Annotated in this window: 27 protein-coding genes; 6 read left to right on the top strand and 21 right to left on the bottom strand. The window is 63.1% G+C overall.

Features of this window, described 5'->3' with window-relative positions; genetic code table 11:
• Positions 1–35 precede the first annotated feature (35 nt).
• Both NKJ00_RS20115 and NKJ00_RS20120 read right to left on the bottom strand, forming a co-directional pair.
• Positions 36–479, bottom strand: coding sequence for a CHRD domain-containing protein (locus tag NKJ00_RS20115; RefSeq protein ID WP_023813180.1), 444 nt, complete (start codon positions 477–479; stop codon positions 36–38).
• Positions 480–626: 147 nt separating this feature from the next.
• The gene (locus NKJ00_RS20120) at positions 627–1,910 is read right to left on the bottom strand and encodes a cystathionine gamma-synthase family protein (protein ID WP_023813181.1); all 1,284 of its coding nucleotides are present in this window, start codon (positions 1,908–1,910) and stop codon (positions 627–629) included.
• 125 nt (positions 1,911–2,035) lie between these two features.
• Between NKJ00_RS20120 and NKJ00_RS20125 the strand changes: the two genes are divergently transcribed.
• Positions 2,036–2,494 (top strand): Lrp/AsnC family transcriptional regulator, encoded by a 459-nt coding sequence (locus NKJ00_RS20125; protein ID WP_352611302.1) that lies wholly within the window; start codon positions 2,036–2,038, stop codon positions 2,492–2,494.
• Positions 2,495–2,544: 50 nt separating this feature from the next.
• On the opposite strand, the gene NKJ00_RS20130 is transcribed toward NKJ00_RS20125, so the two are convergent.
• The 4 genes from NKJ00_RS20130 to NKJ00_RS20145 form a co-directional block, all read right to left on the bottom strand.
• Positions 2,545–3,516 carry an ABC transporter substrate-binding protein gene (locus tag NKJ00_RS20130; protein WP_352443079.1) on the bottom strand — a complete coding sequence of 324 codons (972 nt, stop codon included), beginning with the start codon at positions 3,514–3,516 and terminating at the stop codon, positions 2,545–2,547.
• Positions 3,517–3,556: 40 nt separating this feature from the next.
• Positions 3,557–4,711 (bottom strand): ABC transporter permease, encoded by a 1,155-nt coding sequence (locus tag NKJ00_RS20135; protein WP_352611304.1) that lies wholly within the window; start codon positions 4,709–4,711, stop codon positions 3,557–3,559.
• Positions 4,708–5,586 (bottom strand): ABC transporter permease, encoded by an 879-nt coding sequence (locus NKJ00_RS20140; RefSeq protein WP_352443081.1) that lies wholly within the window; start codon positions 5,584–5,586, stop codon positions 4,708–4,710. Before NKJ00_RS20140 ends, NKJ00_RS20135 begins: the two co-directional genes overlap by 4 nt.
• A 373-nt stretch (positions 5,587–5,959) precedes the next feature.
• Complete coding sequence (locus NKJ00_RS20145) at positions 5,960–6,751, bottom strand: ABC transporter ATP-binding protein (RefSeq protein WP_352611306.1); 792 nt, start codon at positions 6,749–6,751, stop codon at positions 5,960–5,962.
• Positions 6,752–6,878: 127 nt separating this feature from the next.
• On the opposite strand from NKJ00_RS20145, the gene NKJ00_RS20150 reads away from it, so the two are divergent.
• Positions 6,879–7,283, top strand: a complete 405-nt coding sequence (locus tag NKJ00_RS20150) for a cupin domain-containing protein (RefSeq protein WP_352611307.1) — start codon at positions 6,879–6,881, stop codon at positions 7,281–7,283.
• A 35-nt stretch (positions 7,284–7,318) separates the two neighbouring features.
• Here NKJ00_RS20150 and NKJ00_RS20155 read toward each other — a convergent pair whose 3' ends face one another.
• From NKJ00_RS20155 to NKJ00_RS20170, 4 genes are all read right to left on the bottom strand, one after another.
• Positions 7,319–7,690: a hypothetical protein gene (locus tag NKJ00_RS20155; RefSeq protein WP_352630893.1), complete on the bottom strand. Its 372-nt coding sequence runs from the start codon at positions 7,688–7,690 to the stop codon at positions 7,319–7,321.
• 2 nt (positions 7,691–7,692) lie between these two features.
• Positions 7,693–9,144, bottom strand: coding sequence for a dihydropyrimidinase (hydA, locus tag NKJ00_RS20160; RefSeq protein ID WP_352611309.1), 1,452 nt, complete (start codon positions 9,142–9,144; stop codon positions 7,693–7,695).
• An 81-nt stretch (positions 9,145–9,225) separates the two neighbouring features.
• A complete protein-coding gene (locus NKJ00_RS20165) occupies positions 9,226–9,492 on the bottom strand; it encodes an endonuclease domain-containing protein (RefSeq protein WP_352611310.1) in 267 nt (88 codons plus the stop codon).
• A gap of 247 nt (positions 9,493–9,739) precedes the next feature.
• Entirely contained in the window at positions 9,740–10,990 is a 1,251-nt protein-coding gene (locus NKJ00_RS20170; RefSeq protein ID WP_352611311.1) for a Zn-dependent hydrolase, read from the bottom strand.
• 121 nt (positions 10,991–11,111) lie between these two features.
• On the opposite strand from NKJ00_RS20170, the gene NKJ00_RS20175 reads away from it, so the two are divergent.
• A complete protein-coding gene (locus tag NKJ00_RS20175) occupies positions 11,112–11,750 on the top strand; it encodes a TetR/AcrR family transcriptional regulator (RefSeq protein WP_013530908.1) in 639 nt (212 codons plus the stop codon).
• Positions 11,751–11,862: 112 nt separating this feature from the next.
• On the opposite strand, the gene aptA is transcribed toward NKJ00_RS20175, so the two are convergent.
• Positions 11,863–13,191 (bottom strand): omega-aminotransferase AptA, encoded by a 1,329-nt coding sequence (gene aptA / locus NKJ00_RS20180; protein ID WP_023813191.1) that lies wholly within the window; start codon positions 13,189–13,191, stop codon positions 11,863–11,865.
• A 232-nt stretch (positions 13,192–13,423) separates the two neighbouring features.
• On the opposite strand from aptA, the gene NKJ00_RS20185 reads away from it, so the two are divergent.
• Entirely contained in the window at positions 13,424–14,053 is a 630-nt protein-coding gene (locus NKJ00_RS20185; RefSeq protein ID WP_502895888.1) for a TetR family transcriptional regulator C-terminal domain-containing protein, read from the top strand.
• A 4-nt stretch (positions 14,054–14,057) separates the two neighbouring features.
• Here the strand turns inward: NKJ00_RS20185 and NKJ00_RS20190 are convergent, their stop codons facing one another.
• The gene (locus NKJ00_RS20190) at positions 14,058–14,945 is read right to left on the bottom strand and encodes a helix-turn-helix transcriptional regulator (protein WP_352630896.1); all 888 of its coding nucleotides are present in this window, start codon (positions 14,943–14,945) and stop codon (positions 14,058–14,060) included.
• Between the two features lie 103 nt (positions 14,946–15,048).
• Between NKJ00_RS20190 and NKJ00_RS20195 the strand changes: the two genes are divergently transcribed.
• Both NKJ00_RS20195 and NKJ00_RS20200 read left to right on the top strand, forming a co-directional pair.
• Entirely contained in the window at positions 15,049–15,891 is an 843-nt protein-coding gene (locus NKJ00_RS20195; protein ID WP_023813194.1) for an SDR family oxidoreductase, read from the top strand.
• Positions 15,891–16,613, top strand: coding sequence for an SDR family oxidoreductase (locus NKJ00_RS20200; protein ID WP_352551729.1), 723 nt, complete (start codon positions 15,891–15,893; stop codon positions 16,611–16,613). Before NKJ00_RS20195 ends, NKJ00_RS20200 begins: the two co-directional genes overlap by 1 nt.
• A 28-nt stretch (positions 16,614–16,641) precedes the next feature.
• Here NKJ00_RS20200 and NKJ00_RS20205 read toward each other — a convergent pair whose 3' ends face one another.
• From NKJ00_RS20205 to preA, 9 genes are all read right to left on the bottom strand, one after another.
• Entirely contained in the window at positions 16,642–16,890 is a 249-nt protein-coding gene (locus NKJ00_RS20205; protein WP_352551727.1) for a hypothetical protein, read from the bottom strand.
• Between the two features lie 59 nt (positions 16,891–16,949).
• A complete protein-coding gene (gene otsB, locus NKJ00_RS20210; protein ID WP_502895889.1) occupies positions 16,950–17,711 on the bottom strand; it encodes a trehalose-phosphatase in 762 nt (253 codons plus the stop codon).
• Between the two features lie 17 nt (positions 17,712–17,728).
• Positions 17,729–19,507, bottom strand: a complete 1,779-nt coding sequence (locus tag NKJ00_RS20215; protein ID WP_352630899.1) for an alpha,alpha-trehalose-phosphate synthase (UDP-forming) — start codon at positions 19,505–19,507, stop codon at positions 17,729–17,731.
• Positions 19,508–19,648: 141 nt separating this feature from the next.
• Entirely contained in the window at positions 19,649–21,811 is a 2,163-nt protein-coding gene (locus NKJ00_RS20220) for an amylo-alpha-1,6-glucosidase (protein ID WP_023813199.1), read from the bottom strand.
• Between the two features lie 50 nt (positions 21,812–21,861).
• Positions 21,862–22,923 carry a glycosyltransferase family 4 protein gene (locus tag NKJ00_RS20225; RefSeq protein ID WP_023813200.1) on the bottom strand — a complete coding sequence of 354 codons (1,062 nt, stop codon included), beginning with the start codon at positions 22,921–22,923 and terminating at the stop codon, positions 21,862–21,864.
• Positions 22,924–23,036: 113 nt separating this feature from the next.
• Positions 23,037–23,414 carry a DoxX family protein gene (locus NKJ00_RS20230; protein ID WP_352551721.1) on the bottom strand — a complete coding sequence of 126 codons (378 nt, stop codon included), beginning with the start codon at positions 23,412–23,414 and terminating at the stop codon, positions 23,037–23,039.
• A 62-nt stretch (positions 23,415–23,476) separates the two neighbouring features.
• Entirely contained in the window at positions 23,477–23,935 is a 459-nt protein-coding gene (locus tag NKJ00_RS20235; RefSeq protein WP_352630901.1) for a carboxymuconolactone decarboxylase family protein, read from the bottom strand.
• Positions 23,936–23,978: 43 nt separating this feature from the next.
• Positions 23,979–24,482, bottom strand: coding sequence for an RrF2 family transcriptional regulator (locus NKJ00_RS20240; protein ID WP_023813203.1), 504 nt, complete (start codon positions 24,480–24,482; stop codon positions 23,979–23,981).
• A gap of 110 nt (positions 24,483–24,592) precedes the next feature.
• Positions 24,593–25,906, bottom strand: coding sequence for an NAD-dependent dihydropyrimidine dehydrogenase subunit PreA (preA, locus tag NKJ00_RS20245; RefSeq protein ID WP_027035003.1), 1,314 nt, complete (start codon positions 25,904–25,906; stop codon positions 24,593–24,595).

Here is a 25,906-nt window from a genome sequence, read left to right on the forward strand (position 1 = left end):
GCGGTCGCCCGCCCCTTTTCGTCATGCGGCTTGCGCTATTTCGCGGCCTCGATCTGTCCGCGGATTTCGCCGTCCTTGTTGGCTGCCGTGTGCAAATTGACATAATCCTTGCCGCCCATCAGGTCGGCGGCCTGCGCGTCGGTCAGCACGGCCGACCCTTTGATCGGGCTCTTGAGCTTGCCCTTGAACGGGATCGCCACCCCGGCGTTTTCACCCATCGCGGCTGGGCCGTGAATATGCCCGGCGGTCGCCGACCCGCTGAGGCCGGAATATTTGACGTTCCAGCTGAGTTTCTTCGTGGCCGTGTCGAAGGTAAGAGCTGCGGTGCCCTTGCCTTTTGTGGTCACCGGCGGGTTCTGCTGGGCGCCGTCGAGCGTCGCTTTCAGCTTCACCGTCTCGGCCAGGGCCGGCGCTGCCGTAAGGAAGGACGCCGAGATGGCCAGTGCCGAAAGCATCGGCGCCAAGGATTGGATACGCATGAGGATCTCCGTTTGCTGATGACATCCAGCCACGGCTCCCCGGCGCGCGGATGTATCGGCACAACGCTTATAAGAGCGAATGGCTGCGCGCGAGTAACACTTACGTGCAAACTAATGGACCGCGCGATACCCCGGATACGGGGAGCGTCAGACCGCCGCCAGCGCCTGCGTCAGGTCGGCGATCAGATCGTCCGGGTGCTCCACGCCGATCGACAGCCTGACCGTGGTCTCCAGCACGCCGATGCGCTCGCGCACCTCGAAGGGTATGCCCGAATGCGTCATGGCCGCGGGGTGGCTGGCCAAGGATTCCGTTCCGCCCAGGCTCACCGCCAGCTTGAAGATCTGCAGGTTGTTGAGAAAGGCGAAAGCCGCCTTCTCTCTGCCCTTGATATCGAAGGAGAAGGTCGAGCCGGCACCAGTGCATTGCGCCCTGTAGGTGCGACCAGCCGGCGTGTCCTCGCCCAGGAACGGCAGGTAATGCACCTTCTCGACCTTGGCATGGTCGCGCAGGAATTCGGCGACCAGCCGCGCATTGTCGTTGGCCCGCTCCATGCGGATCGACAGCGTCTCCAGCGAGCGGCCGAGCATCCAGCAGGAATGCGGGTCGAGCTGCGTGCCGATCGCGCCGCGCAGCGCCTTGATCGGCTTGGTGACCGCCTTGCCGCCCATGGCGGCCCCCGCGATCAGGTCGGAATGGCCGCCGACATATTTGGTCAGCGAATAGACGGACACGTCGGCGCCATGTTCGATCGGCCGCTGGAACACCGGGCCGAGCAGCGTGTTGTCGCAGACGACGATCGGCGTCGACCCCTGGCTCGCGCCGATCTCGTCGGCGATCTTGCGCATCAGCGCGATATCGACCAGGCTGTTGGTCGGATTTGACGGCGTCTCGATCAGGATGACCGACACGCGGCCCTTCGCGACGGCGGCGTCGGAGGCCGTGCGCACCGCCGTCTCGTCGACGCCGTCCGCGAAACCGACAGCACCGATGCCGAAACCGGAGAGCGTGCGCGTCAAAAGCGTCTCGGTGCCGCCGTAAAGCGGCTGCGAATGAAGGATGACGTCGCCCGGCCTGATATAGGCGAGCAGTGTCGTGGCGATCGCCGACATGCCTGATGAAAACAGGATGCAGGCATCCGTCCCTTCATAGATCGCCAGACGGTCCTCGACGATCTCGCTGTTGGGATGGTTAAAGCGCGAATAGACCAGGCCGGACGCCGTGCCGCTCGGCGGCTCCTTGCGGCCGGAGGTGTAATCGAAGAAGTCGCGTCCTTCTTCCGCCGACTTGAACACGAAGGTCGAGGTCAGGAACACCGGCGGCTTGACCGCGCCTTCCGAAAGCTGCGGATCGAAGCCATAGCTCAGCATCAGCGTCTGCGGGTGGAGCTTGTGGTTGCCGATATGGGTTTTCGACGGGCGTGGCGCGGTCATGATCTTTCCTGCCTGTTCGAGTGAAATATTGAACGGCAATTTATGCGATCCTGTTCCACCAGTTCTTGCTATTTTGGGGCTCTCATGGCTGCATTCCCGCAACAAATTGCCCGGAGAGACCGAACGTGCAGCAGAAGATAGCCGACGATTTCGACCGCAAGATCCTGCGTGAGCTGCAAGCCGACGCCCGCATCACCAACCACGAGCTTGCCGAGCGGATCGGTCTGTCGCCATCGCCCTGCCTGAGGCGGGTGCGGCGGTTGGAGGAGACCGGAATTATCAGGGGCTACACCACGCTGGTCGATCCCTCAGCCTTTGGCTGGAGCATGGTCGCCATCGCCACCATCCGGCTCAGCCGCCAGAACGAAGACGAGATCGTGATGTTCGAGGACGCGATCCGCGGCTGGGAAGAGGTGCTGGAATGCCACCTCGTCACCGGCTCGCGCGACTATGTGCTGAAGGTGGTGACGGGAAGCCTCGAACAGTACGAGCGCTTCATCAAGGAAAAGATCGCGCGGCTGAAATGCGTCGCCTCGATCGAAATCAGTTTCGTCATGAACACCATAAAGGAACGGCGCCTCTGACATTTCTGCCGGAGGCGCCGCTTTCTGGATAAATGTGTTGCCGACTAGGCTTACTTGACTGCCTTGTCGGTGATGGCGGTGGTGTAGGCGCCGGTCGGCTCCTTGGTGATGATCTTCTGGTCGAGCAGCGCCTTGGCGGTGCGTTCGTAGGTCGCCGGGTCGAGCTTGCCGTCGGCATTGTCGATCAGCTTGGCGACTTCGCTCATCATGCGCTTCTGGTGGTTCTCGTCCTGGCCGCCGCCGTCCATGACGATGCCCGCGGCCTCGTCATTGTTGTCGATGGCGTATTTCCAGCCCTTCATCGAGGCGCGCACGAAACGCACCATCTTGTCTTCGAAGGCCGGGTCCTTGAGCTTGTCTTCGGACGCATAGAGCCCGTCCTCGAGCAGGTCGTTGCCCATGGTCGAGTAGTTGAACACGGTCAGCTGTTCGGGCTTGTAGCCGGCGTCGATCAACTGCCAGTACTCGTTGTAGGTCATGACCGAGATACAATCCGCCTGCTTCTGGATCAGCGGCTGCACGTCGAAGCTCTGCTTCAAGACGGTGACGCCGTCCGGGCCGCCCTCGGTCTTGAGGCCGAGCTTGTTCATCCAGGCATAGAACGGATACTCGTTGCCGAAGAACCAGACGCCGAGCGTGTGACCCTTGAAGTCGGCTTCGGTCTTGATCGGGCCGTCCTTCGGGCAGACCAGTTCCATGCCGGCCTTCTTGAACGGCTGGGCGATGTTGACCAGCGGCACACCCTTTTCGCGGGCAGCCAGCGCACCGCCCATCCAGTCGACGATGACATCGGCGCCGCCGCCGGCGATCACCTGCTCGGGCGCGATATCGGGACCGCCCGGCTTGATGTCGACGTCGAGACCTTCGGCCTCATAGAAACCCTTGGCCTTGGCGACATAGTAGCCGGCAAACTGGGCCTGCGTGACCCATTTCAGTTGCAACGTCACCTTGTCGGCGGCCATTGCCTGGAACGCGGCGAGCGACATCGCGCCGGCCAGAACGGGAATAATCAGTCTTTTCATTTTTTTACCCTCTGAAGTTAGTGCCCTAAACCCACCGCCCCTATCCACCACGGACAGAGGGATGCCAAAACGTGACGGCTCTTTCGACAAGAGCGACCACGCCATAAAAGACCGAACCCGCAAGTGCTGCAACTGCGATTTCGGCCCAGACCATGTCGATGTTCATCCGCCCGACCTCGGTCGAGATGCGGAAGCCCATGCCGACGACAGGCGTGCCGAAGAACTCGGCGACGATGGCGCCGATCAGCGCCAGCGTCGAGTTGATCTTCAGCGCGTTGAAGATGAAGGGAGCTGCTGCCGGCAGCCTGAGCTTCAGCAGGGTTTGCCAGTAGCCCGACGCATAGGTGCGCATCAGGTCGCGCTCCATGTGGCCGGAGGCGGCAAGGCCGGCGACCGTATTCACCAGCATCGGGAAGAAGGTCATGATGATGACCACCGCCGCCTTGGACTGCCAGTCGAAGCCGAACCACATCACCATGATCGGGGCGACGCCGATGATCGGCAGTGCCGAGACCATGTTGCCGATCGGCAAGAGGCCGCGCCGCAGGAACGGCACGCGATCGGCGAGGACCGCGGTGATGAAGCCGGCGCCGCTGCCCACCACATAGCCGAAGATCACTGCCTTGAAGATGGTCTGCCTGATATCGGCGCCGAGCACCGGCAGCGAACCGGCAATGCGTGCGCCGATCGCGCTTGGCGGCGGCAGCAGGATGAAGGGTATGCCGGCCCCGCGCGTCACCGCTTCCCAGATGATCAGTATCCAGGCGCCGAAGATGGCCGGGATGATCAGGCGCAACGCGGTCCGCGCCCATTTGGCGAAAGGACGCAACGACGACAGCACCGCCACGCAGCGCCAGCCAAGCAGCCATGCGGCCGCGAGCAGCAGGAAATACGGCGCCCGCGCCAGACCTTCGAAGCCGGCGATGCCGCCAATCAGCAGCCAGGCGACCAGATGCGCGCCGATGAAAAGCACAACGGCTTCGACGATGGACGGTATTCTGGCCATCGAGATCAAAGCGGCGACAAGCAGCACGCCAAAGATCAGCCAGTTTGTCGCCGCATAGGGATATATCAACGTCCCTGCGGGCTGCGCCAGTGCATCCACTTTCGGCGCGGCGATCGCGCCGAGCGCCACAGCGATCAGGCACAGCACGATCGCCAGCACCGCTTGCCAGGAGGGTTTCAGCCAGTTCATGCCGGCCTCCCGCCCATGGCGCGGTCGACGAGGCGCCCGGCAATGCCGACCACCATGACCAGAAGTGCGGCCACCACCGAACCGGCGACCAGCGCCGACCAGATGTCGATGGACTGGCTGTAATAGGCGCCAGCCAAAAGCTTGGCACCGATGCCGGCGACAGCGCCGGTCGGCAGTTCGCCGACGATGGCGCCGACCAGGCTTGCCGCCACCGCCACCTTCATCGAGGTGAACAGGAACGGCACCGAAGCCGGCACGCGCAACTTCCAGAAGGTTTGCGCACGACTGGCATTGTAGGTGTGCATCAGGTCGAGATGCATGATCTCGGGCGAGCGCAGCCCCTTCACCATGCCCACAGTCACCGGGAAGAACGACAGATAGGTGGAGATCATCGCCTTCGGGATCAGGCCGCTGATGCCGATCGCCCCCAGCACGACGATGATCATCGGCGCCACCGCCAGGATGGGGATGGTCTGCGAGGCGATGATCCACGGCATCAGGCTGCGGTCGAGCGTCGCCACATGCACGATGCCGACCGCAATGATGATGCCGAGCGCGGTGCCGAAGGCAAAGCCGAGCAGCGTCGACGACAGCGTCACCCAGGCATTGTAGACGAGGCTGCGGTTCGAGGTGATGGGCCGCAGGAAGGTGTTCTCGAAGAAATTCACCGCCACCTGGTGCGGCGCCGGCAATGTCGGCTTCGGCTGCGACAGCGTCTTGCCGATGAGTTCGCTAAACGTGGAGGTCTCATTGGCACGGCGGTCGAGATCACGCTGGAACGGCGCGTTGAGGATGACGGCGAAAACATACCAGAGCACGACCACGCCGGCGAGGATGGAGGTGACGGGGATGAGTTTGTCGCGGAAGGTGTCCATCTAGCAGGCCTCGCCGGACAGGCGTGCGCTCTGCGTAACGCGAGCGACCCACCACGCGTTCGCCATCCTAGGGCGAAGCAAGGAGCGAAGCGACGCGGCGCAGACCCTAGGATCCATGCCGTTACCTCTCCGCTCCGCAACGGTGCCGAACATGATCCCCTCTGCCTCGCCCTGCTTGGCCGATACTCTCAACCGTTTTGGCCTTTCGGCAGACGTCACGGCATGCATCCTAGGGTCTGCGCTCGCCGCTTCGCATCGGCTCCGCCCTAGGATGACGAAGGCGCGGGTGGCCGCCCCCTCACCCGACCTCCGCTTCGCTCCGGCCCTCCTCTCCCCGGTGGTGGGGAGAGGAGGGAGCCCGTCGTTTGCTCCCTCAATCATCATAGCTGTGCCCTGCCCGCAGCCCGTCACGCACGCGCGCTGCGATCGCCAGAAACTCCGGCGTCTCGCGGATGTCGAGCGGCCGCTCTCTCGGCAGCGTCGATTCGATGATGTCGCTGACGCGGCCCGGCCGCGGTGACATGACGACGATGCGCGTCGACAGATAGACGGCCTCCGGAATGGAGTGGGTGACGAAGCAGATGGTCTTGTTGGTGCGTCCCCACAATTCCAGCAATTGCTCGTTGAGATGGTCGCGCACGATCTCGTCCAGCGCGCCGAACGGCTCGTCCATCAGCAGCAGGTCGGCGTCGAAGGCCAGCGCACGGGCGATCGAGGCGCGCTGCTGCATGCCGCCCGAGAGCTGCCAGGGATATTTCTTCTCGAAACCAGAGAGGTTGACGAGGTCGAGCGTGCGCTTGATCCGCTCGCCTTGCTCCGTCCTGGACAGACCCATGATCTCCAGCGGCAGCCCGACATTGCGCTCGATCGTCCGCCACGGAAACAGGGCGGCGGCCTGGAAAACATAGCCATAGGCGCGTTTCTCGCGCGCCTGTTCTGCTGTCATGCCGTTGACCGAAATCGTCCCCGAGGTCGGCTTCTCCAAATCGGCGATGACGCGCAGCAGCGTGGTCTTGCCGCAGCCCGAAGGCCCGATGAAGGAGACGAACTCCCCTTTGCCGATGGTGAGATCGACATTGGACAGCGCCTGCACCGGCCCGTCATTGGTCTGGAAGGTCAGTCCGAGTTTGCTTGCCGCGACGACGGCTGGCGAAGTCCCCGTCATCGGCTGCCGCCTGCCTGTTTCCGTCCCTGCGGCGGCTGGAATCCGATTGCTTTTATCGCGATGTTGTTTTCCACTCGCCCTGTCCCATTGGTCTTGTCCCACTCGATCGACGCCCGGAGTTTCCCCGATGTCGCCCAAACCCACTTGTCATCTTATCCGCCCTGAAAGCACTTATGAAGGCAAGCAGGGATTGACCTATTTCGCCGGCATTACCGCCGAAACCGTCGGCGCCTCCGGCATCTGCATGCACATGCTCACCATCCCGCCCGGCGCGCGCGCCAAGGCGCATATGCATGAGAGCCACGAGACGGCGATCTATGTGCTCTCCGGCGAAGTCCACACTTGGTACGGCGACCGGCTCGAGCATCATATCGTCACCAAGGCCGGCGACCTTTTCTACATTCCCGCCGGCGTGCCGCATCTGCCGGCCAATCTGAGCAGCGCCCCGTCTTCGGCCGTCATTGCGCGCACCGATCCCAACGAACAGGAAGGCGTCGTCCTGCTGCCGGAACTGGATGCGCTGGTCGCGTGAGGCCAGCATCGACGGAAGGGCCGCCATCGGCACCGTCACGAACATAATTGCAGCGGCCCCATTTCCTCAAGGCCGGGGATGGTGACGAAGAAACCATCCTCTCCCTTGTTGGTGACCACGACGGTTTCGATTGTCGTTCCCGCCTCGCCTTCCGCCGAACAGGTCGCGCCAAGCGATTGCGCGCCCAGCACCGATGTCAATTGCTGTGTGAACCGGCAGCCGCTGCCATAGGTCTCGACGCCTTCGGCGGTCAGCACGATATAGGCATCGCTCTCCTGATAACCGGCTTTGACGCCGGCGCAGCCGACATCATTGCCCCAGGAGCCGGCCAGTAGGCCGTCCGCTGCTGCCGGACCTGAGCCAGTTGCCATCAGGACCAACGAAATGAGCGCGGCCGAACGCGCCAAGCTCAAACCCCGGTCGCCGGGATGCCGGTGCGTTCCACCTTGCGCGGCGCGGAGATTTCCTTCCACGTCGACAGCGCCCGGTTGACCGCCGCATTCGGCTCGCGGCCGACGAATTCTCCATGCCCGGGCTTGGCCTTGATCTCGGCCTCCTGGATCGACAGTTCGCCACGCGAGAACACGAACCGCGGCAGACCGGTCACCTCGAACCCTTCGAACACATTGTAGTCGATGACGGACTGCTGCTGCTTAGAAGTGATCTTCTTCTTTCGCTTGGGATCCCAGACGACGATGTCGGCATCCGCGCCTTCGACGATGGCGCCCTTTTTCGGATACATGTTGAGGATCTTGGCGATGTTGGTCGAGGTCACCGCGACGAACTCGTTCATCGTCAGCCGGCCGGTGTTGACGCCCGTCGTCCACAGCACCGGCATGCGGTCTTCGAGCCCGCCGGTGCCGTTCGGGATCTTGGTGAAATCTCCGACGCCGTTGCGCTTCTGCTTGGTGGTGAAAGCGCAATGGTCGGTCGCCACCACCTGCAGCGAGCCCGCCTGCAGGCCCGCCCACAGCGAATCCTGGTGCAATTTGTTGCGGAAGGGCGGGCTCATCACGCGGCGCGCCGCATGATCCCAGTCTTTGTCGAAATACTCGCTCTCGTCCAGCGTCAGGTGCTGGATCAGCGGTTCGCCGAACACCCGCATGCCCTTCTGCCGCGCCCGGCGGATCGCCTCATGGCTCTGCTCGCAGGAGACATGCACGACATAGAGCGGCACGCCGGCCATGTCGGCGATCATGATGGCGCGGTTGGTCGCCTCGCCTTCCACTTCGGGTGGCCGTGAATAGGCGTGGCCCTCGGGGCCGTTGTTGCCGGCAGCCAGCAGCTTCTGCGACAGGGCGGCAACGACGTCGCCATTCTCGGCATGCACCAGCGGCAGCGCGCCGAGATCGGCGCAGCGCTGGAACGACGCATACATCTCGTCGTCGTCGACCATCAGCGCGCCCTTGTAGGCCATGAAATGCTTGAACGAGGTGATGCCCTTGTCGACGACAGTGGCCATCTCGTCGAACACCTGCTTGCCCCACCAGGTGATCGCCATGTGGAAGGAGTAGTCGCACGACGCCTTCGAGGTCTTGTTGTCCCACATCTGCAAGGCTTCGAGCAGCGACTGCTGCGGCGCCGGCAGGCAGAAATCGACCACCATCGTCGTGCCGCCGGAGAGCGCCGCGCGCGTGCCGGATTCGAAGTCATCGGCCGAATAGGTGCCCATGAACGGCATTTCGAGATGGGTGTGAGGGTCGATGCCGCCCGGCATGATATAGCAGCCGGTGGCATCGAACTCGTGGTCGCCATGCAGGCCCGAACCGATGGCCGCGATCTTGCCGTGCTGCATCAGCACATCGGCCTTCCAGGTGCGGTCAGCAGTGACGATGGTGCCGTTTCGGATGACTTTGGTCATTGGCTGTTCCCTTGTTCTTGCCGCGCTTCTTACGAGCGTCTCGGTAGTGTTTCAGATCGGTTCAGGACCGAAGCGGCGGCGCTACATGACTCCAACTTCTCCCAATATCTCCTCGATGCAACCATCGAAAGAGTTCGCCAGACCTCCGGTCGAAAACCGCAATACACGATAGCCCTGTCGGCCAAACCATGCGTCGCGTGTCCGATCCTTCTCCATTTGCTCCGGCGTGAAGTGATGCTCTCCATCCACCTCGATAACGAGGTTCTTCTCATGCAGAACAAAGTCAGCAACGTAAGGGCCGATCGGTGCCTGCTTTCTGGCGTGTAAACCCTCAATCGCTCCCCGCAAGGGAGGGAGACTTGGCGTCGCGCTATCACAGCCCGACGTTCAAAGCCTTTGAAAGAATGCATAAAAAGGATTCTTGCGAAGGTGGACCCCCACCCTAACCCTCCCCACAAGGGGGAGGGAACGCTGCCGCGAGCCCAAACTTTCCTCTCGGTGTGGAAACGTAGACAATTTGCCAAGATTAGCACCAACGGAAGTCCCCCTCCCCCTTGTGGGGAGGGGTTAGGGGTGGGGGTACAGCGCCGACCTCTCACCCGACGATCTCCGCCGTCTCCACCACCGCGTGGAACAAAACGTCCGCGCCCGCCGAAGCCCATTCCTTGGTGATCTCCTCGGCCTCGTTGTGGCTGAGGCCATCGACGCAAGGGCACATCACCATGGCGGTGGGCGCGACGCGGTTGATCCAGCAGGCGTCGTGGCCGGCGCCGGAGACGATGTTGCGGTGGGAATAGCCGAGGCGTTCGGCGGCATCACGGATCGCCTTGACGCAGCCGGCATCAAAGGTCACCGGATCGAAAGCACCGACCTGTTCGATCTCGTAGCGAATGTCGAGTGCATCGCAGATCGTGTCGATGCCTTCGCGGATGCGGCCGTCCATCGCGTCCAGCACTTCCTTTTCCGGCGAGCGGATATCGACGGTGAAGACGGTGCGCCCGGCGATGATGTTGCGCGAATTGGGATAGACCTCCATGTGGCCGACCGCGCCGACGGCATCGGGCTGGTAGTCCATGGCGATCTCGTGCACCAGTTCGATCACCCGCGCCATGCCGAGCCCGGCATTGCGGCGCTTGGGCATCGGCGTCGAGCCGGTGTGGGCTTCCTTGCCGGTCAGCGTCACCTGCAGCCATTTAAGGCCCTGGCCATGGGTGACGACACCAATGTCGATACCTTCGTCCTCGAGGATCGGACCCTGTTCGATATGCAGTTCGAAGAAGGCGTGGATCTTACGGTCGCCGACCTTCTCGCTGCCCTTCCAGCCGATGCGCTCGAGTTCCTCGCCGAATTTCTTGCCCTGTTTGTCGACATGCCCGTACACATCGGCCTGGTCGAGCACGCCGGCGAACACGCCGGACGCCATCATCGCCGGCGCGAAGCGCGAGCCCTCCTCGTTCGTCCAGTTGGTGACGACGATCGGATGTTTGGTCTTGATGCCGAGGTCGTTGAGAGAGCGCACCACTTCAAGCCCACCCAGCACGCCGAGCACGCCGTCATACTTGCCGCCGGTCGGCTGCGTATCGAGATGGCTGCCGACATAGACCGGCGGCAGGCTGGGATCGGTGCCTTCGCGGCGGGCAAACATCGTGCCCATCTCATCGACGCCCATTTCGAGCCCGGCCGCATCGCACCAGCGCTTGAACAGATGCCGCCCTTCGCCGTCTTCGTCGGTCACGGTCTGACGATTGTTGCCGCCGGCAATGCCGGGGCCAATCTTCGCCATCTCCATGATGGAATCCCACAAACGGTCTGAATTGATTCGCAGATTCTCGCCGGGTGCGGCCATCTTGAGTTCCCATCTACACCAGGGTTCTTGTCGCCCCTTGAGTGATTTACAGCTTGACCGTATGGTCAGCTTTTAAACTACACAACCTGACCAAGCGGTCAACTAGAATCTTGGGGTAGACATGGCAGAACCCACCCGCCCCATGCGGCGACAGGAGATCCGACGAGAGAATGAAAAAACCATTCTCGTCGCTGCCGAGAAGGTGTTTGCGGAGGCAGGGTTCGGGGGCGCCACGATGCAGTTGATCGCGGATCTGGCGGGACTGCCGAAGGCAAATCTCCACTACTATTTCGCCACCAAGGAAGAGCTTTACCGGTCGGTCGTTCAAAACATCTTTGAAATCTGGCTACAGGCGGCCAATTGCTTCGACGCGGCGCGCGGACCCATAGACGGCATCAGTGCCTATATCGACGCCAAGATGGAAATATCACGCCGCCATCCTGACGGCTCGAAGGTCTGGGCCTCTGAAGTGATGCACGGTGCGCCGGTGCTTCAGGACTATATGGAATCGACGCTGCGCGAATGGACGGACGGCCGCGTCGAGATCATCAGGCGCTGGATCGAGGAAGCCAAGATGGACCCGGTGGATCCGCGCCATCTGCTCTATATGCTTTGGGCTACGACCCAGCACTACGCCGATTTCGGTCACCAGATCGAGACGCTCAATGGCGGCAAGCCGCTGTCCGACCGGCAATGGCGGGAAGCCAAGGAAAATATCAAGCGGGTGATCCTGACCGGGATCGGCGCGTTGCCCGCCTGACTGTAACCGTTCGTTGCAGCAAAAGATCAGGTCGGCGCGCTGCCGCACCGACCCCACCCGACCGCTTCGCGGCGACCCTCTCCTCCAGGGCGAGGGATATCGTGTCAGTCCGTCAATCGATGGACCTCAGCACTTCCCGCACATGGTCGATCAATTCGTTGATCTGGCCCTTGGTGATGATCAGCGGCGGCGACAGCGCGATGATGTCGCCGGTGGTGCGGATCAGCGCGCCGCGCTCGAACGCCTTGACGAAGGCCGAGAAGGCCCGCTTGGTCGGCTGTCCGGCGATCGGCGCCAGCTCGATCGCACCGATCAGGCCGATGTTCCTGATATCGATGACGTTCGGCTCGCCCTTCAGCGAATGCAGCGCGTCTTCCCAGTACGGCGCCAGCTCCTCGCCACGGGTCAGCAGGCCCTCTTCCTTGTAGGTGTCGAGCGTGCCGAGTGCGGCCGCGCAGGCGATCGGGTTGCCCGAATAGGTGTAGCCGTGGAAGAACTCGATCATGTGCTCGGGGCCGGTCATGAAGGCGTCGTGGATCTCCTTCTTCACGAACACCGCGCCCATCGGGATGACGCCGTTGGAGACGCCCTTGGCGGTGGTCATGATGTCGGGCGTGACACCGAAATAGTCGGCGGCGAACGGCGTGCCGAGACGGCCGAAACCGGTGATGACCTCATCGAAGATCAACAGGATGCCATGCTTGGTGCAGATCTCGCGTAGCCTCTGAAGATAACCCTTCGGCGGCAGGATGACGCCGGTGGAGCCGGCGACCGGCTCCACGATGACGGCGGCGATGGTGGAAGCGTCATGCAGGGCTACGATACGCTCCAGCTCGTTGGCGAGTTCCGCGCCATACTCCGGCACGCCCTTGGTGAAGGCGTTCTTTTCCGGCAGATGCGTGTGCGGCATATGGTCGACGCCGCCGAGCAGCGTGCCGAACATCTTGCGGTTGGTGACGATGCCGCCGACCGAGATGCCGCCGAAATTGACGCCGTGATAGCCGCGCTCGCGGCCGATCAGCCGGGTGCGCGAGCCCTCGCCTTTAACACGGTGATAGGCGATCGCCATCTTGAGCGCCGTCTCGACCGATTCCGAACCGGAATTGGTGAAGAAGACATGATCCATGCCCTTGGGCGCGAGGTCGACCAGGCGGTTGGCCAGTTCGAACACGATCGGATGGCCCATTTGGAAGGCGGGCGCATAGTCGAGCTCGGCGGCCTGCTGTTGGATCGCTTCGGTGATCTTCGGCCGGCAATGGCCGGCATTGACGCACCACAGGCCGGCGGTGCCGTCGAGCACCTTGCGGCCGTCGCTGGTCGTGTAGTGCATGTCCTTGGCGGACACCATCATGCGCGGCGCCTGCTTGAACTGCCGGTTTGCCGTGAACGGCATCCAGAATGCGCTGAGATCGTTCGGCGTGACTTTCAGCCGGTTGGACATGACCAGGACTTCCCCTTGTAAACTGTTTCGCTGCGCCCAACGCTTGGTCTTTGCCGCGTTTTCATGCTACGCAAATTTTTGACCGATTGGACAAACGTTAGCACCGCCCTCTCAGCGGTCAAGGATTACTAGCGGAAATGCGGCACCTGAAGTGCGTTCCACAGGCTAGGGAAAAACTGGTCCAGAGAATTGGTCCAGATGACCCTCAACACGAGGGCTTGCAACGGTGACCATCGCCACGGACGCCCCTCGCCGCACCCGCATCCAGCAGGAAAAGCGCGAACTCATCCTGGAGGCGGCGCTCGAGGTTTTCTCCGCCAACGGTTTCCGCGGCTCGACCATCGACCAGATCGCCGAAGCCGCAGGCATGTCGAAGCCCAACCTGCTCTATTATTTCCGCCGCAAGGAAGACATCCACGAAACGCTGATGCAGCGCCTGCTCGACACCTGGTTGGCGCCGCTGCGCGAACTCGACGACATTGGGGATCCCCTTACCGAACTGCGCAGCTACATCAGGCGCAAGCTGGAGATGGCGCGCGACTTTCCGCGCGAGAGCCGGCTGTTCGCCAACGAGATCCTGCAAGGCGCGCCGCGCATCATGCCGCTGCTGGCCGGAGAGTTGAAGACGCTGGTCGACGAGAAGGCGACCGTCATCAAGGGCTGGATGCGCGCTGGCAAGATCGCCAAGACCGATCCGTGGCACCTGATCTTCTCGATCTGGGCGACGACGCAGCATTATGCCGATTTCGACGTCCAGGTCCGCGCCGTGCTCGGGCCGAACCGCGGCGGCGACGGCCGCTTCGAGGACGCCGCAAGGTTTCTTGAGCAGTTGTTCCTCGATGGGCTGAAGCCGAAGGGCTGACGCCTCAGGCGCTGCGCCGCTGGGCCGGCAGTTCATCCAGCAATGTCTGCAGCTTGGCGATCGAATTCTGCTCGGCGAGCGGCGTGTAGACGATCAGCTTCATGTCCGAGCCGTCGCCGATCGACAGGCTCATATGCTCGAAGGTCATGGCGCCCGCGCTCGGGTGCCGGACATGCTTCACCCCCGACAATCGGTGCGCGACGTCGCGCTGCGGCCACCAGGCACGAAATTCGGGGCTCGAACGCGTCATCAACTCGATCAGCCGCTCGAAATCCGGATCGCCGACATAGCGGGCGCTCGCGGCCCGGAACGAGGCCAGCACGGTGCGCGCCAGTTGCTCCCAGTCGACCAGCAGGCGCCGGTGGTGCGGGCTGGTGAACACCATGTGGACGATGTTGCGGGCATCCCCTTCCAGCAGGCCATAGTCGCCGAACACCGCCACCGCCGCCGGGTTCCAGGCCAGCACATCCCAGCGCCGCCCGACCACATAGGCCGGCTGCAGCACCAGGCTCTGCAGCATGTGCAGCAAGGGGCCGTCGACCCTTTCCGGCGCCACGGCACGGCGCTCCGGCTGCTGGCGGTCGGCAAGGATGAACAGATGCTGTTTTTCGGCGGCGTCGAGGCGCAGCGCTTCGGCAAGCGCGGTCAGCACCTCGACCGAGGGCCTGACCTCCCGCCCCTGCTCCAGCCATGTGTACCAGGTCGTGCCGACGCCGGCGATCATCGCGACCTCCTCGCGCCGCAGCCCCGGCGTGCGCCGCCTGAGGCCGGTGGCGATGCCGGTTGCCGATGGCGTCAGCCTTTCGCGGCGTGAGCGCAGGAAGGCGCCGAGTTCGCGCCGGCGGCTGTCTTCAGCGGAGTGGGTCGGAGCAGCGTGGGGTTGGGACTCCATGCGCTTATTATAGCAGTATTGATACCAGGATAAAGTTTGAACTGTTTGGCATCCGACAACTGTCCCATCTTCCGTTCAGAGCAACAGAACGGAGGCTCTGAACATGGAACTCAAAGACAAGACAATCCTCATCACCGGCTCGACCGACGGCGTCGGCCGCGTCGTCGCACAACGGCTCGGTGCCGCTGGCGCCCGCGTGCTGGTGCATGGCCGTGATGCGGCGCGGGGCAAGGCCACAGTCACCGAGATCGAAGCCGCCGGCGGCAAGGCCGAGCTTCTGGTCGCCGACCTCTCGTCGCTGGCCGAAGTGCGCCATCTCGCCGAGGCGGTGCGCGCCAGGACGGATCGGCTGGACATCCTCATCAACAATGCCGGCATCGGCACGGCGGGCCAAGGTGCCAAAAGACAGATCAGCGCCGACGGGTACGAACTGCGCTTCGCGGTGAATTATCTCGCCGGTTCCGTGCTGACATCGGAGCTTCTGCCATTGCTGAAGGCGAGCACGCCGGCCCGCATCGTCAATGTCGCCTCGGCGGGGCAGCAGGCGATCGATTTCAGCGATGTCATGCTGACCCGCGCCTATGACGGCGTGCGCGCTTATTGCCAGAGCAAGCTGGCGCAGATCCTGTTCACCGTCGATTTGGCCGAACAGTTGAAAGGTACCGGCGTCACCGTCAACGCGCTGCACCCCGCGAGTTACATGAATACCACCATGGTCCGGCAGGCTGGTGTGACGCCGTGGAGTTCGGTCGAGACCGGTGCCGAGGCCATCCTCAACCTCGCCGCCTCACCCGCGCTCGACGGAAAAAGCGGCCTCTATTTCGACGGCCTGCGGGAATCCCGTGCCGACGCCCAGGCTTATGACTCCAAGGCAAGGCAACAGTTGCGAGCCTTGAGCCTCGATCTCATCGGCACGGCCTCCCCCACATCGAAGGAAGACCATTGATGACCAAGACAATCCAACATGCCGTCGTGATCGGCGGCTCGTCCGGCATCGGCCTGGCGACGGCGCGAAAACTGCTTGGCCCGGGCATGAAGGTGACCATCACCGGGCGCAACGAGGACAAACTGAAGAGCGCTTGGAAAAGCCTTGGCAGCGCTGCCGAGAAGGCTGCTTTCGACGCCGCGAAGCCGGATGAGGTCCGCCAGTTCTTCGAGAGCCTCGGTCCTTTCGACCATCTGGTGCTGGCGGCCAGCGGCGGCAAGGGCCTCGGCCCCTTCCCGACGCTTGACCTGAGCGACATCGGCAGTGGCGTCGATGAGAAAGTCCGGCCGCAGCTGTCCTGCCTGCAGGCGGCCCTGCCGACGCTGAACAAGGCCGGCTCGGTGACCTTCGTCTCGGCGGTCTCGGCGCAACTCGCGACGCCCGGCGTTGCCGGCATCGCCGCCATCAACGGCATGCTGTTGACCGTGGTGCCGATTCTGGCGGTGGAACTGAAGCCGCTGCGCGTCAATGTCGTGGCGCCAGGCGTCATCGACACGCCATGGTGGGATTTTCTGGCCGAGGAGCAAAAGCAAACGATCTTTGCCGACTATGCCGGCAAGACCCCGGTCGGCCGCGTCGGCCGGGCCGAAGACGTGGCCGACGCAATCGCCTTCCTCGTCTCCAACGGCTTCATGACCGGCCAGGTGCTGACCTGCGATGGCGGCCTGCGATTTGCGGCATAGGAACAGCGATCGGGCTCCGGCGGGACCCTTAATTGGCCTTCTTTGGAACACGGTCGTTCTCGTCCGCAGGCCTGTCGCCTGTCGGTTTTGCCGAAACAGGCTTTTCCGGCACATGGGAATAGTCAGATGTATCCGCCCCATACATCTTGTTGTCGATCGCTTCTTGCCAGCTGAAATCCGCGTCGGACGGTGAAACGTGGGCAATCTCATGGCGGGAGGAGCGAGAGTGCAGCCAGTTCGGAGTGATCTCTCGGACCAATTGTGCAAAGCGTCCCATCGAAACCGTTCCTTTCCTTGTCTTTCCAGGAGGCGCGATCGCGGTTGCGTCGGCCGGACCTAAAGTTGACCTCTCAGCCAGGCCAGCGTCTCGGCGACGCCGGCAAGCCCGTACCGCGCTGTGGTATGCGCCGGTGGCTTGACCCGGATCGATATGCCGCCGGCATCATTGATCGTTTCGAAGCCGTTTTCGTCCGACGTGTCGTCGCCCAGGAAGACCGGGCGGCGGCCCGTGAATGGCGCAATCTCCATGAAACGCCGGATCGCGGCGCCCTTGGCGGCCTCCAGCGGCAGCAATTCCACGCCGGCATTGCCGGCAACCACCCGGTAGCCCTTTGGCAGCGTGGCCAGCGCCTGCTCGACAAGCTGCGTCGCACGCGGAAGCAGATGGGGGGCGGCGCGCGTGTGGATGGCCAGCACCCGTCCTTTGCGCTCGATATAAGCCCCACGACCGAGCTCGGCCTCGATCTCGTCGGCAAGCGCAGAAATATCCGCCGGCTCGTCCGCTACTTCGACGTCGTCGTTCGGCAGGAGCCGGTGCTCCAATCCATACAGCCCGGCGGCGCGCAGTTTCAGAGGCTGAAACAGATGGTCGACAGCCGCAACGGAGCGGCCTGTTATGAAGGCCAATGCCCCGTCCAGCTTGCGGTCCAGGCCTTGCAGCAAGGAGCGAAGCTCGTCGCTGACCGAGACGGCGTCCGGGTGTTCGGCATGTTCCAGCAGGGTGCCGTCGATGTCGAGGAACAACGCCCATTCGCCGGTCAGCACAGTCTGCGGTTTCGGCATGACGGCCTGCGGCTTTTGCGGGCTTTCGCTGATCATCTTTTGCAGGACCTCGTTCATGACATGACTACCCGCTTGCGCTCGAACATGGACACGACATTGTCGACGCTAGGCAGCCGGTCACCGACACCGGTTACCCGGTCGAGGTCACCGCGCTTGCGCAAGCGCGCTGCATCCAGAAGCATGCTGCCGGCCCAGCGATAGACATTGTTGTTGCGGATCGTCTCGCGCATGGGCCGCATGCGCTCGCGCTGTTCGTCTGAAGTCATGATCAGCGCCTGCAACAGCGCTTCGCTCATCATGGCGGCGTCGTAAGGGTTGACGATCAGCGCCTCCAGCAATTCGCGCGAGGCGCCGGCGAAGGTGCTGAGCATCAAGACGCCCTGTTCGTCGTCGCGCGCCGCGACGAATTCCTTGGCGACCAGGTTCATGCCGTCATGCAGGCTGGTGACCATGCATATGTCGGCGGCGCGATAAATCTCGTAGACTTGTTCCTGTGAGTGATGCTCGGCCACCATGACCACCGGCCTGTAACCCTCGCTGCCATAGCGTTGGTTGAGCTCCTGGGCATAGCGGTGGCATTCGTCGTGGAGCAGCTTGTAAGCCGGCAGCGTGCCGCGGCTGGGGGCCGCGACCTGCAGGAAAACCAGCTTTCCGATCCATTCAGGGTATCGCTTGAACAATTCGTCCAGCGCCTGAAATCGATCCAGAATGCCCTTCGTGTAGTCGAGACGCTCGACGCCCACGGCCAGCTTCACATCCGCCTTCAGTCCGAACCTATTGCGCAGGCGGGCCCGGCAGTCATCGACGTCAGGCAATTTTGCCAACAGGTCGGCCGGCCATTCTATCGAGATGGGATAGGCGTGCACCAGCGTCGTCTGGCCACCGTAGGAGATCGCCGCATCGGCCCGCTCGATGCGGCTTTCCAGGAAGCGATCGACGCTTTCGGTGAAATTGTTGGCGTGGAACTGGGTGTGGAAGCCGATGATCGAACTGCCGAGCAGCCCCTCGAGGATGCGTTCACGCCAGGGACAGATGCTGTACACTTCCGAATTCGGCCACGGGATATGCCAGAAGGTGATGACGATCGCCTCCGGCAGGCGCTCGCGGATCATGCGCGGCAGCAGCGCGAAGTGGTAATCCTGGACCAGCACGATAGGCCGCTCGTTGCGCGCTTCGGCAACCACCGTGTCGGCGAACTTCCGGTTGACGGCCTCGTAGGCCTCCCAGTCCGAGGCGCGAAAAATCGGTCGGGTGAAGGCGATGTGGCAAAGCGGCCAGAGCCCCTCATTGGCGAAACCGAGATAATAACCCTGATGTTCTTCCTCCGTCAGCCAGACCCGGCGCAGCGTATAGGACGGATGGCCGGGAGGCACCTGTACCCGGTCGTGGTCGTCGACGGTGAGGCGGTCCGCCGTTCCGCCGCCATAGGCGATCCAGGTGCCGCCACAGGCGCGGGTGATCGGCTCGAGCGCGGACACCAGCCCGCTGGCCGGCACCAACAATTCGACGCCATCATCCCTGATGTTGTGGATATAGGGTTCGCGGTTCGACACCACGATGACCTGCGCATCGGGCAGATCGTCGGCGAGGATCTTGCGCAATGTCTCGGGCGACCACGTCACCAGCGCCGCATCGGCCGATTGGCCGTTCTTTTCGAACTCACGGATCACCTTGCGCGCCGCCTCCGCGGCCACGTCTTCGCCCGCTGTATGGGCAACCGCCGGAGGGTGACTGCGGCGCTGCCGCGATAGGGAGAGGAATACGGCAAGAGCGGAAAAACCGAGGCTCGCGAAGATCAGAACCCAGAGCAGTTCCGCACCGTAGTTTGTCATTGAATGTCAACTCACCCGGCCGTCGGCGACCGTTTTTTCGTGTTTCCCGTTTGAAAAGGTCCGCCGACCACGTGGTCGGCGTTCGGACCCGTATTTTTGCAACGCACAAAGCTCGGATCGGTTCCGCCAATTTTGTTCGGATCATGTCCTTACGATGAGCGGCACCAGCCCTTCATGGCGGTCGGCAAGGAAAGCGACGACCCGATCGCCGACGCGCTGGAAGGTGAGATCGACGACCCGGTCGCCGACGCCCAGGTGCCGCAGTGTCAGCGTGTCGATGCCGATCGGCAGCCTCGGGCGGGTGACGCGGATTTCGCCATCCCAGCCGTCGATCTCCAGGCCAAGGCAGGCCTGCATCAGCATGAAGGCGGAGCCCGCCGACCACGCCTGCGGCAGGCAGGCGACGGGATAGGCGATGGGTGCTTCGCCCGGCGCACGTGTAAAACCGCAGAACAGTTCGGGCAGCCGCATGTTGAAATGGACTGCGGATTCGAATGTGCCGCTCATCAGGCGAACCACGCTTTCGCGCTCGCCATAGCGCGCCAGGCCGGCACCGCACAGGGCGGTGTCGTGCGGCCAGATCGAGCCATTGTGGTACGACATCGGATTGAAGAACACGGCATCGTCGGCGAGCGTCCGCAGTCCCCAGCCGGAATGGAAGGAGGCGGAAAGCAGCTGGTCGGCGACCATCTGGGCCCGCGCCGGCTCAGGCAATCCGACAAAAAGCAGATGCCCGGCATTCGAGGTCCGCACCTTGCAGGGCTCGCCCGCACCGTCGATCGCGAGGGCATAGAAGCCGAGATCGTCAAGCCAGAAATCGCGTTCCACGGCGACCCGCATCGCCTCGGCGCGACCATCCCAATGGTCGGCCCTGTCGTCCTCCCCACGGCGGCGGGCAAGCTTGGCCAGCCCCCGGAAAGCGGCAAAGACATAGCCTTGCACTTCGACCAGGGCGATCGGACCCTTGGGAATGCGGCCATCGGCATGGAAGACCGAATCGAAACTGTCCTTCCATCCCTGGTTGGCGAGGCCGGACTCGGCCGCTCGCTGGTAAGTGACGAATCCGGTCTCCCGGCCCGCCTCCTCCGTCCATTCGGCCGCAGCGCACAGCGATGGCCACAAGCCGTCGATGAACGCCATGTCACCGGTACGATCGGCGTAGGCACAAGCAAGATAGATGTAGAGCGGTGTCGTATCGACGCCACCGTAGTAGCGGCCGAAGGGGAGCTCCCGCAGCGCCACCATTTCGCCCTTGCGGGTCTCGTGCATGATCTTGCCCGGCTGCGAATCGCTGAACGGCGATGTCTCGGTCGCCTGATGCTGGGCCAGAAAGGCCAACACGCCCCGCGCCAGGCCCGGATTGAGCCACAGCATCTGCAGTGCCGAGATGACGCCGTCACGACCGAACGCCGTCGAGAACCAGGGGATGCCGGCATAGGGATAGGGGCCGGTCGCCAGTTCGGTGGTCAGCAGCGCGACATCGGCGCGGGCGCGCTCGACCCAGTCGTTGAAGACGCGGCCCGAGCTGCGCACCGTCGCGCCATGGCGACGTTTGGCCCGCATGCCAAAGCGGGCGCGGGCGGCAGCGGCGCGAAACCGGTCGCGGTCGGGCTTATCGGCCACCTCGGGACCGACCTCGACATAAAGCACCTTCCTGCTGCGCTTGGTGACGGCGATCAGGAAATCGGCACGGGTGGCTGTCAGTTGGTCCGGCGCCTGCGAGAACGATATCGCAGAGAGGCGGGCCAGGCCGTCGAGCCCGTCATAGCGCAGCAGGACGGACGTCGCGTCTGTTTCGGCGGCATGGGCCAGCCCGCGCTTCAGCCGTGTCGAGCCGCGCACTTCGAACATGTCGCGGAAATCGGCGGAATAGTGCAGGGAAACGCTGATCGTCGAGTGTTCCCGGCTGTAATTGGAAAGGGTGATGCGTTCGAACAGCCTGTCCTGCCAAAGCAGCCTGACGCGTTCGATGTGAATGGCTCCCTGCGGGATGTCGCGTCCACCGGCGCTCTGTATCGGCAGATTGGTCAAATTGGTGGTGAACAGCACATTGTCCTGGCTGAGCGAGGCGCCGAGCAGCGATGTCTGCCTGCCGCCGACGGTCAGCCGGAACTCGGAAAGAACCCGTGTGTCGTCGCGAAAGAAACCGTCGCCGGCTCCGCGTATGTCGCCATAGGCGTCGGCAACCGCGAAGCAATCGCCCTGCTTGAGGGCAAACAACCGATGCGGCTCGCGAGGGGCGGTGGCGTCGAGCGATGCAAGCGCAACCGCGGGATCGAGCTGGCGCTCATCGAGTTGGGCCATTCGTCAAAGATCCCTGTTGTTTCGTTGTCGTGGCTCGAGCACGTCGTTGCTCAAGACGCCTTCGCCGCGCTCGGGACGCCGATCAGGCCCGCATAGGCGGCCAGATAATCGCCAGCCATTCTTCGAGCGGAGAACCGCTTTTCGAAAACGGCCCTCACCTTTCGCCTGTCGAGTTGCAGCAAGTCGGGCACCGCGGCGACCGCGCCGTCCACCGTGTCAGCGATGAAACCGGTGACGCCTTGATCGATGATTTCGGGCAGCGCGCCGCAATTCCAGCCGATGACCGGCGTGCCGCAGGCCATGGCCTCGATGGCGACAAGGCCGAACGGCTCCGGCCAGTCGATCGGGAACAGCAGGCCGGCCGCCTTGCCGAGAAATTCCGCCTTCTGGTCCTCCTCGATCTCGCCGACATAGACGATGCGATCGCCGTCGATCAACGGTTCGACCACCTCGTGGAAATAGGCGCGGTCGTCGTCGCCGATCTTTGCCGCGAGCTTGAGCTTGAGCCCCGAACGCAAGGCGATCTCGATGGCGCGGTCCGGGCGCTTGTCGCGTGAGAACCGGCCGAGGAAGGCAAGGTAGGGTTCTTCCGCCGTCGTCTCAAAAGTCGGTTCGTAGAGAGTGGTCGGCAATCCGTGATGGATCGTCGCCAACCAGTTGGCGTTGGCAAAGCCCGCCTTCTGGCTGTGCGAAATGGAAATCAGGGGAAAACGCGGAAACCGTTCATAGGCCGGCGCCAGGTCGACATAATCCAGCCTGCCATGCGGTGTCGTCACCGTGCGGTCGGCGAGATCCTCGAAGAAGGAAAAGTGCAGGAAATGGCTGAGATGGAAGTGGATGACGTCGAACTCCGACGCCCGTTCCCTCACCTGCGCAAGCATCGAAAGATGCGCCGCGATCTCGGATTTAAGCGGACGCGGATCGAGGCGCAGCGCGCGTTCCCGGCTGGGTACCAGCGTCGCGGAAGTCTGGCTGTCGCCACTGGCGAACAGCGTCACCTCATGGCCCAGATCGACCAGCGCTTCGGTCAGATACGAGACGATGCGCTCGGTGCCGCCATAGAGCCTTGGCGGCACCGATTCATAAAGCGGCGCGACATGGGCGATTTTCATATTCCATCCTGGATGCTGGGCATGCAGGTGTGAATGCGTCAACGGCTCGATTGGTTCCGATTTTATGATCGAGCCGTCGGCACCAGAGGCCGCAGTCGGCATGGAACTGTGCGTCAAACAGATTGCGCGATCAGGGTCAGAAAGCCACCGCTCAGGGCGACATTGCCGACGAAGCCATTGATGCGGGACGCACGGTCCGGCCCCTGATGGTCCCAGAAATTGTGGAACATCGGCGTGGCGACGATGAGGAACAGCAGCAGCACCGCGGCCGCGACTGCAGTCCAGAAGCCGGCGATCACCAGCACGCCGGCGGTGATCTGAAGCACGATGCCGAGCCACAGCGCCAACCGCGCCTGCGGCACGCCGCGCGCGGCCATCAGCTGGGTCAGGAAGGCCGCGTTCTGGATGTTGCGCAGGCCGGCGAAGACGAAGGCGCCGCCGAGCAACAGGCGAGCGAAAAACAACAAGGTCGAAGGCAAATCGGCAGGCATCAAACGCTCCCTTTGAAAGTGGAGCGCCGCCTTTCGACGGCGCTCCCAACATAACCGGACAATCAGGTGGCCTTGGCCGCCGGCACTGGGTGAATGGCCTGGAACGGGATGCACAGCCGGTTCCAGGTGTTGATCATGCCGAGCGCAACGGAAAGCTTGACCAGTTCCTCTTCCGAGAAATGCTCGAGCGTCTTTGCATAGAGTTCGTCCGGCACGCCATTGCTGGCGATCAAGGTGACGGCTTCGGTCCAGGCCAGGGCAGCGCGTTCGCGCAGGGAAAACAGCGGCGATTCCTTCCAGGCTGAAACCAGATAGAGCCGCTGCTCGGTCTCGCCGTCGCGCCTCGCCTCGCGGCTGTGCATCTCGACGCAGAACGAGCAGCCATTGATCTGCGATGCCCTGAGCTTGATCAGGTGCAGCAGGCTCACCTCGAGCCCGCATTCGTCCACCGCCTTGTTGAGCGCCGACACAGCCTTCATGATCTCCGGCGCCTTGGCGAAAAATTGCAGCCTCTGTTTCATCTTCCTGTCCTTTCAAATCTGCTTTGGGTTTGGGTCTACGGGGTTAACTGGATTTCTGCGGCCGCTGGTGGCGCTCGACGAAGGCGCAGCTCGCAGCAAGCGACCTGGGATCGCCTTCTGCCGCATAGGTGGCCACGATATCGGACAGCTTGGTCTCGGCGAGCGCGGCGCGATAGGCACGCTCGGCCTTCAGCATCGCGGCGTTGATGCCGCAGGGTTTGACATAGGCCGAAGCATCGAGCTTCACCGGACCGCGCTGGCGGATCTCGCCGCAACGGAAAGCCGGCTCGCGCCCTTCGATGGCCAGCACGATGTCGAGCAGCGTGATGCGCTCGGCCGGCCGCGCCAGCCGATAGCCACCCGCCGGCCCGGGCACCGATTCCAGAATGCGCGCCGCGCTCAGCATGTTGAGATGCTTCAGCAGATAGCTAGGCGACAGGCCAAAGGACTCGGCCAGAGCGGCGCCAGGCATGGTGCTGTTCCCCTCCACACTGGCCAGCGTGGCAGCGCAATGGATAGCTGCCTCAACGCCCTCGCCCAGCTTCATTGGATCGGCTCCTTTATCATGGATATATACTATCGTGGATAATTATTATCTGCAATAGGAAAATTAAAAAACGGCGCTCGAAAGCGCCGCTCTTTTGTTGGGGTAAGTCCCTATTCCGCAGCCACCTTGGCCATCGGATTGTTCGGGTGCGTCGTCCAGTTGGCATAGACCGGCGATACCGGCCTGCCGGTGCGCTGGTCCATCACGCCTGCCGCCAGCGGTTCCATGGTGATGCAGTTCTCGACCGGGCAGACATTAACGCACAGATTGCAGCCGACGCATTCGGCCTCGATCACCTCGAAGTGCCTGACGCCGTCGACCATGCTGGTGATCGCCTGGTGCGAAGTGTCCTCGCAGGCGATGTGGCAGCGGCCGCATTTGATGCAGGCATCCTGGTCGATACGCGCCTTGGCGACGTAGTTCAGGTTGAGATACTGCCAATCGGTGACATTGGGCGTGGCGCGGCCGACGATGTCGTTGAGCGAGGCGTGCCCCTTCTCGTCCATCCAGTTTTCGAGGCCCGCGATCATTTCCTGCACGATCTTGAAGCCATAGGTCATTGCCGCCGTGCAGACCTGCACATTGCCGGCGCCGAGCGCCATGAATTCGGCAGCATCGCGCCAAGTGGTGATGCCGCCGATGCCGGAGATCGGCAGGCCGCGGGTTTCGGGATCGCGCGCGATCTCGGCCACCATGTTCATGGCGATCGGCTTCACCGCCGGGCCGCAATAGCCGCCATGCGAGCCCTTGCCGTCGATGGTCGGCTGCGGCGCGAAGCTGTCGAGGTCGACACCGGTGATTGAATTGATGGTGTTGATCAGCGACACCGCGTCGGTGCCGCCGGCATGTGCCGCCCGTGCGGGCTTACGCACATCGGTGATGTTGGGCGTCAGCTTGGTGATGACGGGCATGCGGGTGTTCTGCTTGCACCAGCGCACCACCATTTCGATATATTCCGGCACTTGGCCGACAGCCGCGCCCATGCCGCGCTCCGACATGCCGTGCGGGCAGCCGAAATTCAGCTCGATGCCGTCGGCCTCCGTCTCCTCGACCACCGGCAGGATCGCCTTCCAGGCCTCCTCGACGCAAGGCACCATCAGCGAGACGACGATGGCGCGGTCGGGCCAGTCCTTCTTGACCTGCTTGATCTCACGCAAATTGACCTGCAGGTCGCGGTCGGTGATCAACTCGATGTTGTTGAGACCGAGCAGGCGGCGGTCGGCGCCCCAGATCGCGCCATAGCGCGGGCCGTTGACGTTGACCACCGGTGGGCCTTCCTCGCCCAGCGTCTTCCACACCACGCCGCCCCAGCCGGCCTTGAAGGCACGGATGACGTTGTAGGCCTTGTCGGTCGGCGGCGCCGAGGCCAGCCAGAACGGATTGGGCGATTTGATGCCGACGAAATTGTTTCTGATATCTGCCAT

The organism is Mesorhizobium sp. M0227, assembly GCF_040321855.1.
Taxonomy (GTDB): Bacteria; Pseudomonadota; Alphaproteobacteria; order Rhizobiales; family Rhizobiaceae; genus Mesorhizobium.

Excerpts from the sequence above, each read along its gene's own strand:
- NKJ00_RS20115 (WP_023813180.1), bottom strand. The coding sequence starts at position 479 with ATGCGTATCCAATCCTTGGCGCCGATGCTTTCGGCACTGGCCATCTCG.
- NKJ00_RS20120 (WP_023813181.1), bottom strand. The coding sequence starts at position 1,910 with ATGACCGCGCCACGCCCGTCGAAAACCCATATCGGCAACCACAAGCTC.
- NKJ00_RS20130 (WP_352443079.1), bottom strand. The coding sequence starts at position 3,516 with ATGAAAAGACTGATTATTCCCGTTCTGGCCGGCGCGATGTCGCTCGCC.
- NKJ00_RS20135 (WP_352611304.1), bottom strand. The coding sequence starts at position 4,711 with ATGAACTGGCTGAAACCCTCCTGGCAAGCGGTGCTGGCGATCGTGCTG.
- NKJ00_RS20140 (WP_352443081.1), bottom strand. The coding sequence starts at position 5,586 with ATGGACACCTTCCGCGACAAACTCATCCCCGTCACCTCCATCCTCGCC.
- NKJ00_RS20145 (WP_352611306.1), bottom strand. The coding sequence starts at position 6,751 with ATGACGGGGACTTCGCCAGCCGTCGTCGCGGCAAGCAAACTCGGACTG.
- NKJ00_RS20150 (WP_352611307.1), top strand. The coding sequence starts at position 6,879 with ATGTCGCCCAAACCCACTTGTCATCTTATCCGCCCTGAAAGCACTTAT.
- hydA (WP_352611309.1), bottom strand. The coding sequence starts at position 9,144 with ATGACCAAAGTCATCCGAAACGGCACCATCGTCACTGCTGACCGCACC.
- NKJ00_RS20170 (WP_352611311.1), bottom strand. The coding sequence starts at position 10,990 with ATGGCCGCACCCGGCGAGAATCTGCGAATCAATTCAGACCGTTTGTGG.
- NKJ00_RS20175 (WP_013530908.1), top strand. The coding sequence starts at position 11,112 with ATGGCAGAACCCACCCGCCCCATGCGGCGACAGGAGATCCGACGAGAG.
- aptA (WP_023813191.1), bottom strand. The coding sequence starts at position 13,191 with ATGTCCAACCGGCTGAAAGTCACGCCGAACGATCTCAGCGCATTCTGG.
- NKJ00_RS20190 (WP_352630896.1), bottom strand. The coding sequence starts at position 14,945 with ATGGAGTCCCAACCCCACGCTGCTCCGACCCACTCCGCTGAAGACAGC.
- NKJ00_RS20195 (WP_023813194.1), top strand. The coding sequence starts at position 15,049 with ATGGAACTCAAAGACAAGACAATCCTCATCACCGGCTCGACCGACGGC.
- NKJ00_RS20200 (WP_352551729.1), top strand. The coding sequence starts at position 15,891 with ATGACCAAGACAATCCAACATGCCGTCGTGATCGGCGGCTCGTCCGGC.
- NKJ00_RS20205 (WP_352551727.1), bottom strand. The coding sequence starts at position 16,890 with ATGGGACGCTTTGCACAATTGGTCCGAGAGATCACTCCGAACTGGCTG.
- otsB (WP_502895889.1), bottom strand. The coding sequence starts at position 17,711 with ATGATCAGCGAAAGCCCGCAAAAGCCGCAGGCCGTCATGCCGAAACCG.
- NKJ00_RS20215 (WP_352630899.1), bottom strand. The coding sequence starts at position 19,507 with ATGACAAACTACGGTGCGGAACTGCTCTGGGTTCTGATCTTCGCGAGC.
- NKJ00_RS20220 (WP_023813199.1), bottom strand. The coding sequence starts at position 21,811 with ATGGCCCAACTCGATGAGCGCCAGCTCGATCCCGCGGTTGCGCTTGCA.
- NKJ00_RS20225 (WP_023813200.1), bottom strand. The coding sequence starts at position 22,923 with ATGAAAATCGCCCATGTCGCGCCGCTTTATGAATCGGTGCCGCCAAGG.
- NKJ00_RS20230 (WP_352551721.1), bottom strand. The coding sequence starts at position 23,414 with ATGCCTGCCGATTTGCCTTCGACCTTGTTGTTTTTCGCTCGCCTGTTG.
- NKJ00_RS20235 (WP_352630901.1), bottom strand. The coding sequence starts at position 23,935 with ATGAAACAGAGGCTGCAATTTTTCGCCAAGGCGCCGGAGATCATGAAG.
- NKJ00_RS20240 (WP_023813203.1), bottom strand. The coding sequence starts at position 24,482 with ATGAAGCTGGGCGAGGGCGTTGAGGCAGCTATCCATTGCGCTGCCACG.
- preA (WP_027035003.1), bottom strand. The coding sequence starts at position 25,906 with ATGGCAGATATCAGAAACAATTTCGTCGGCATCAAATCGCCCAATCCG.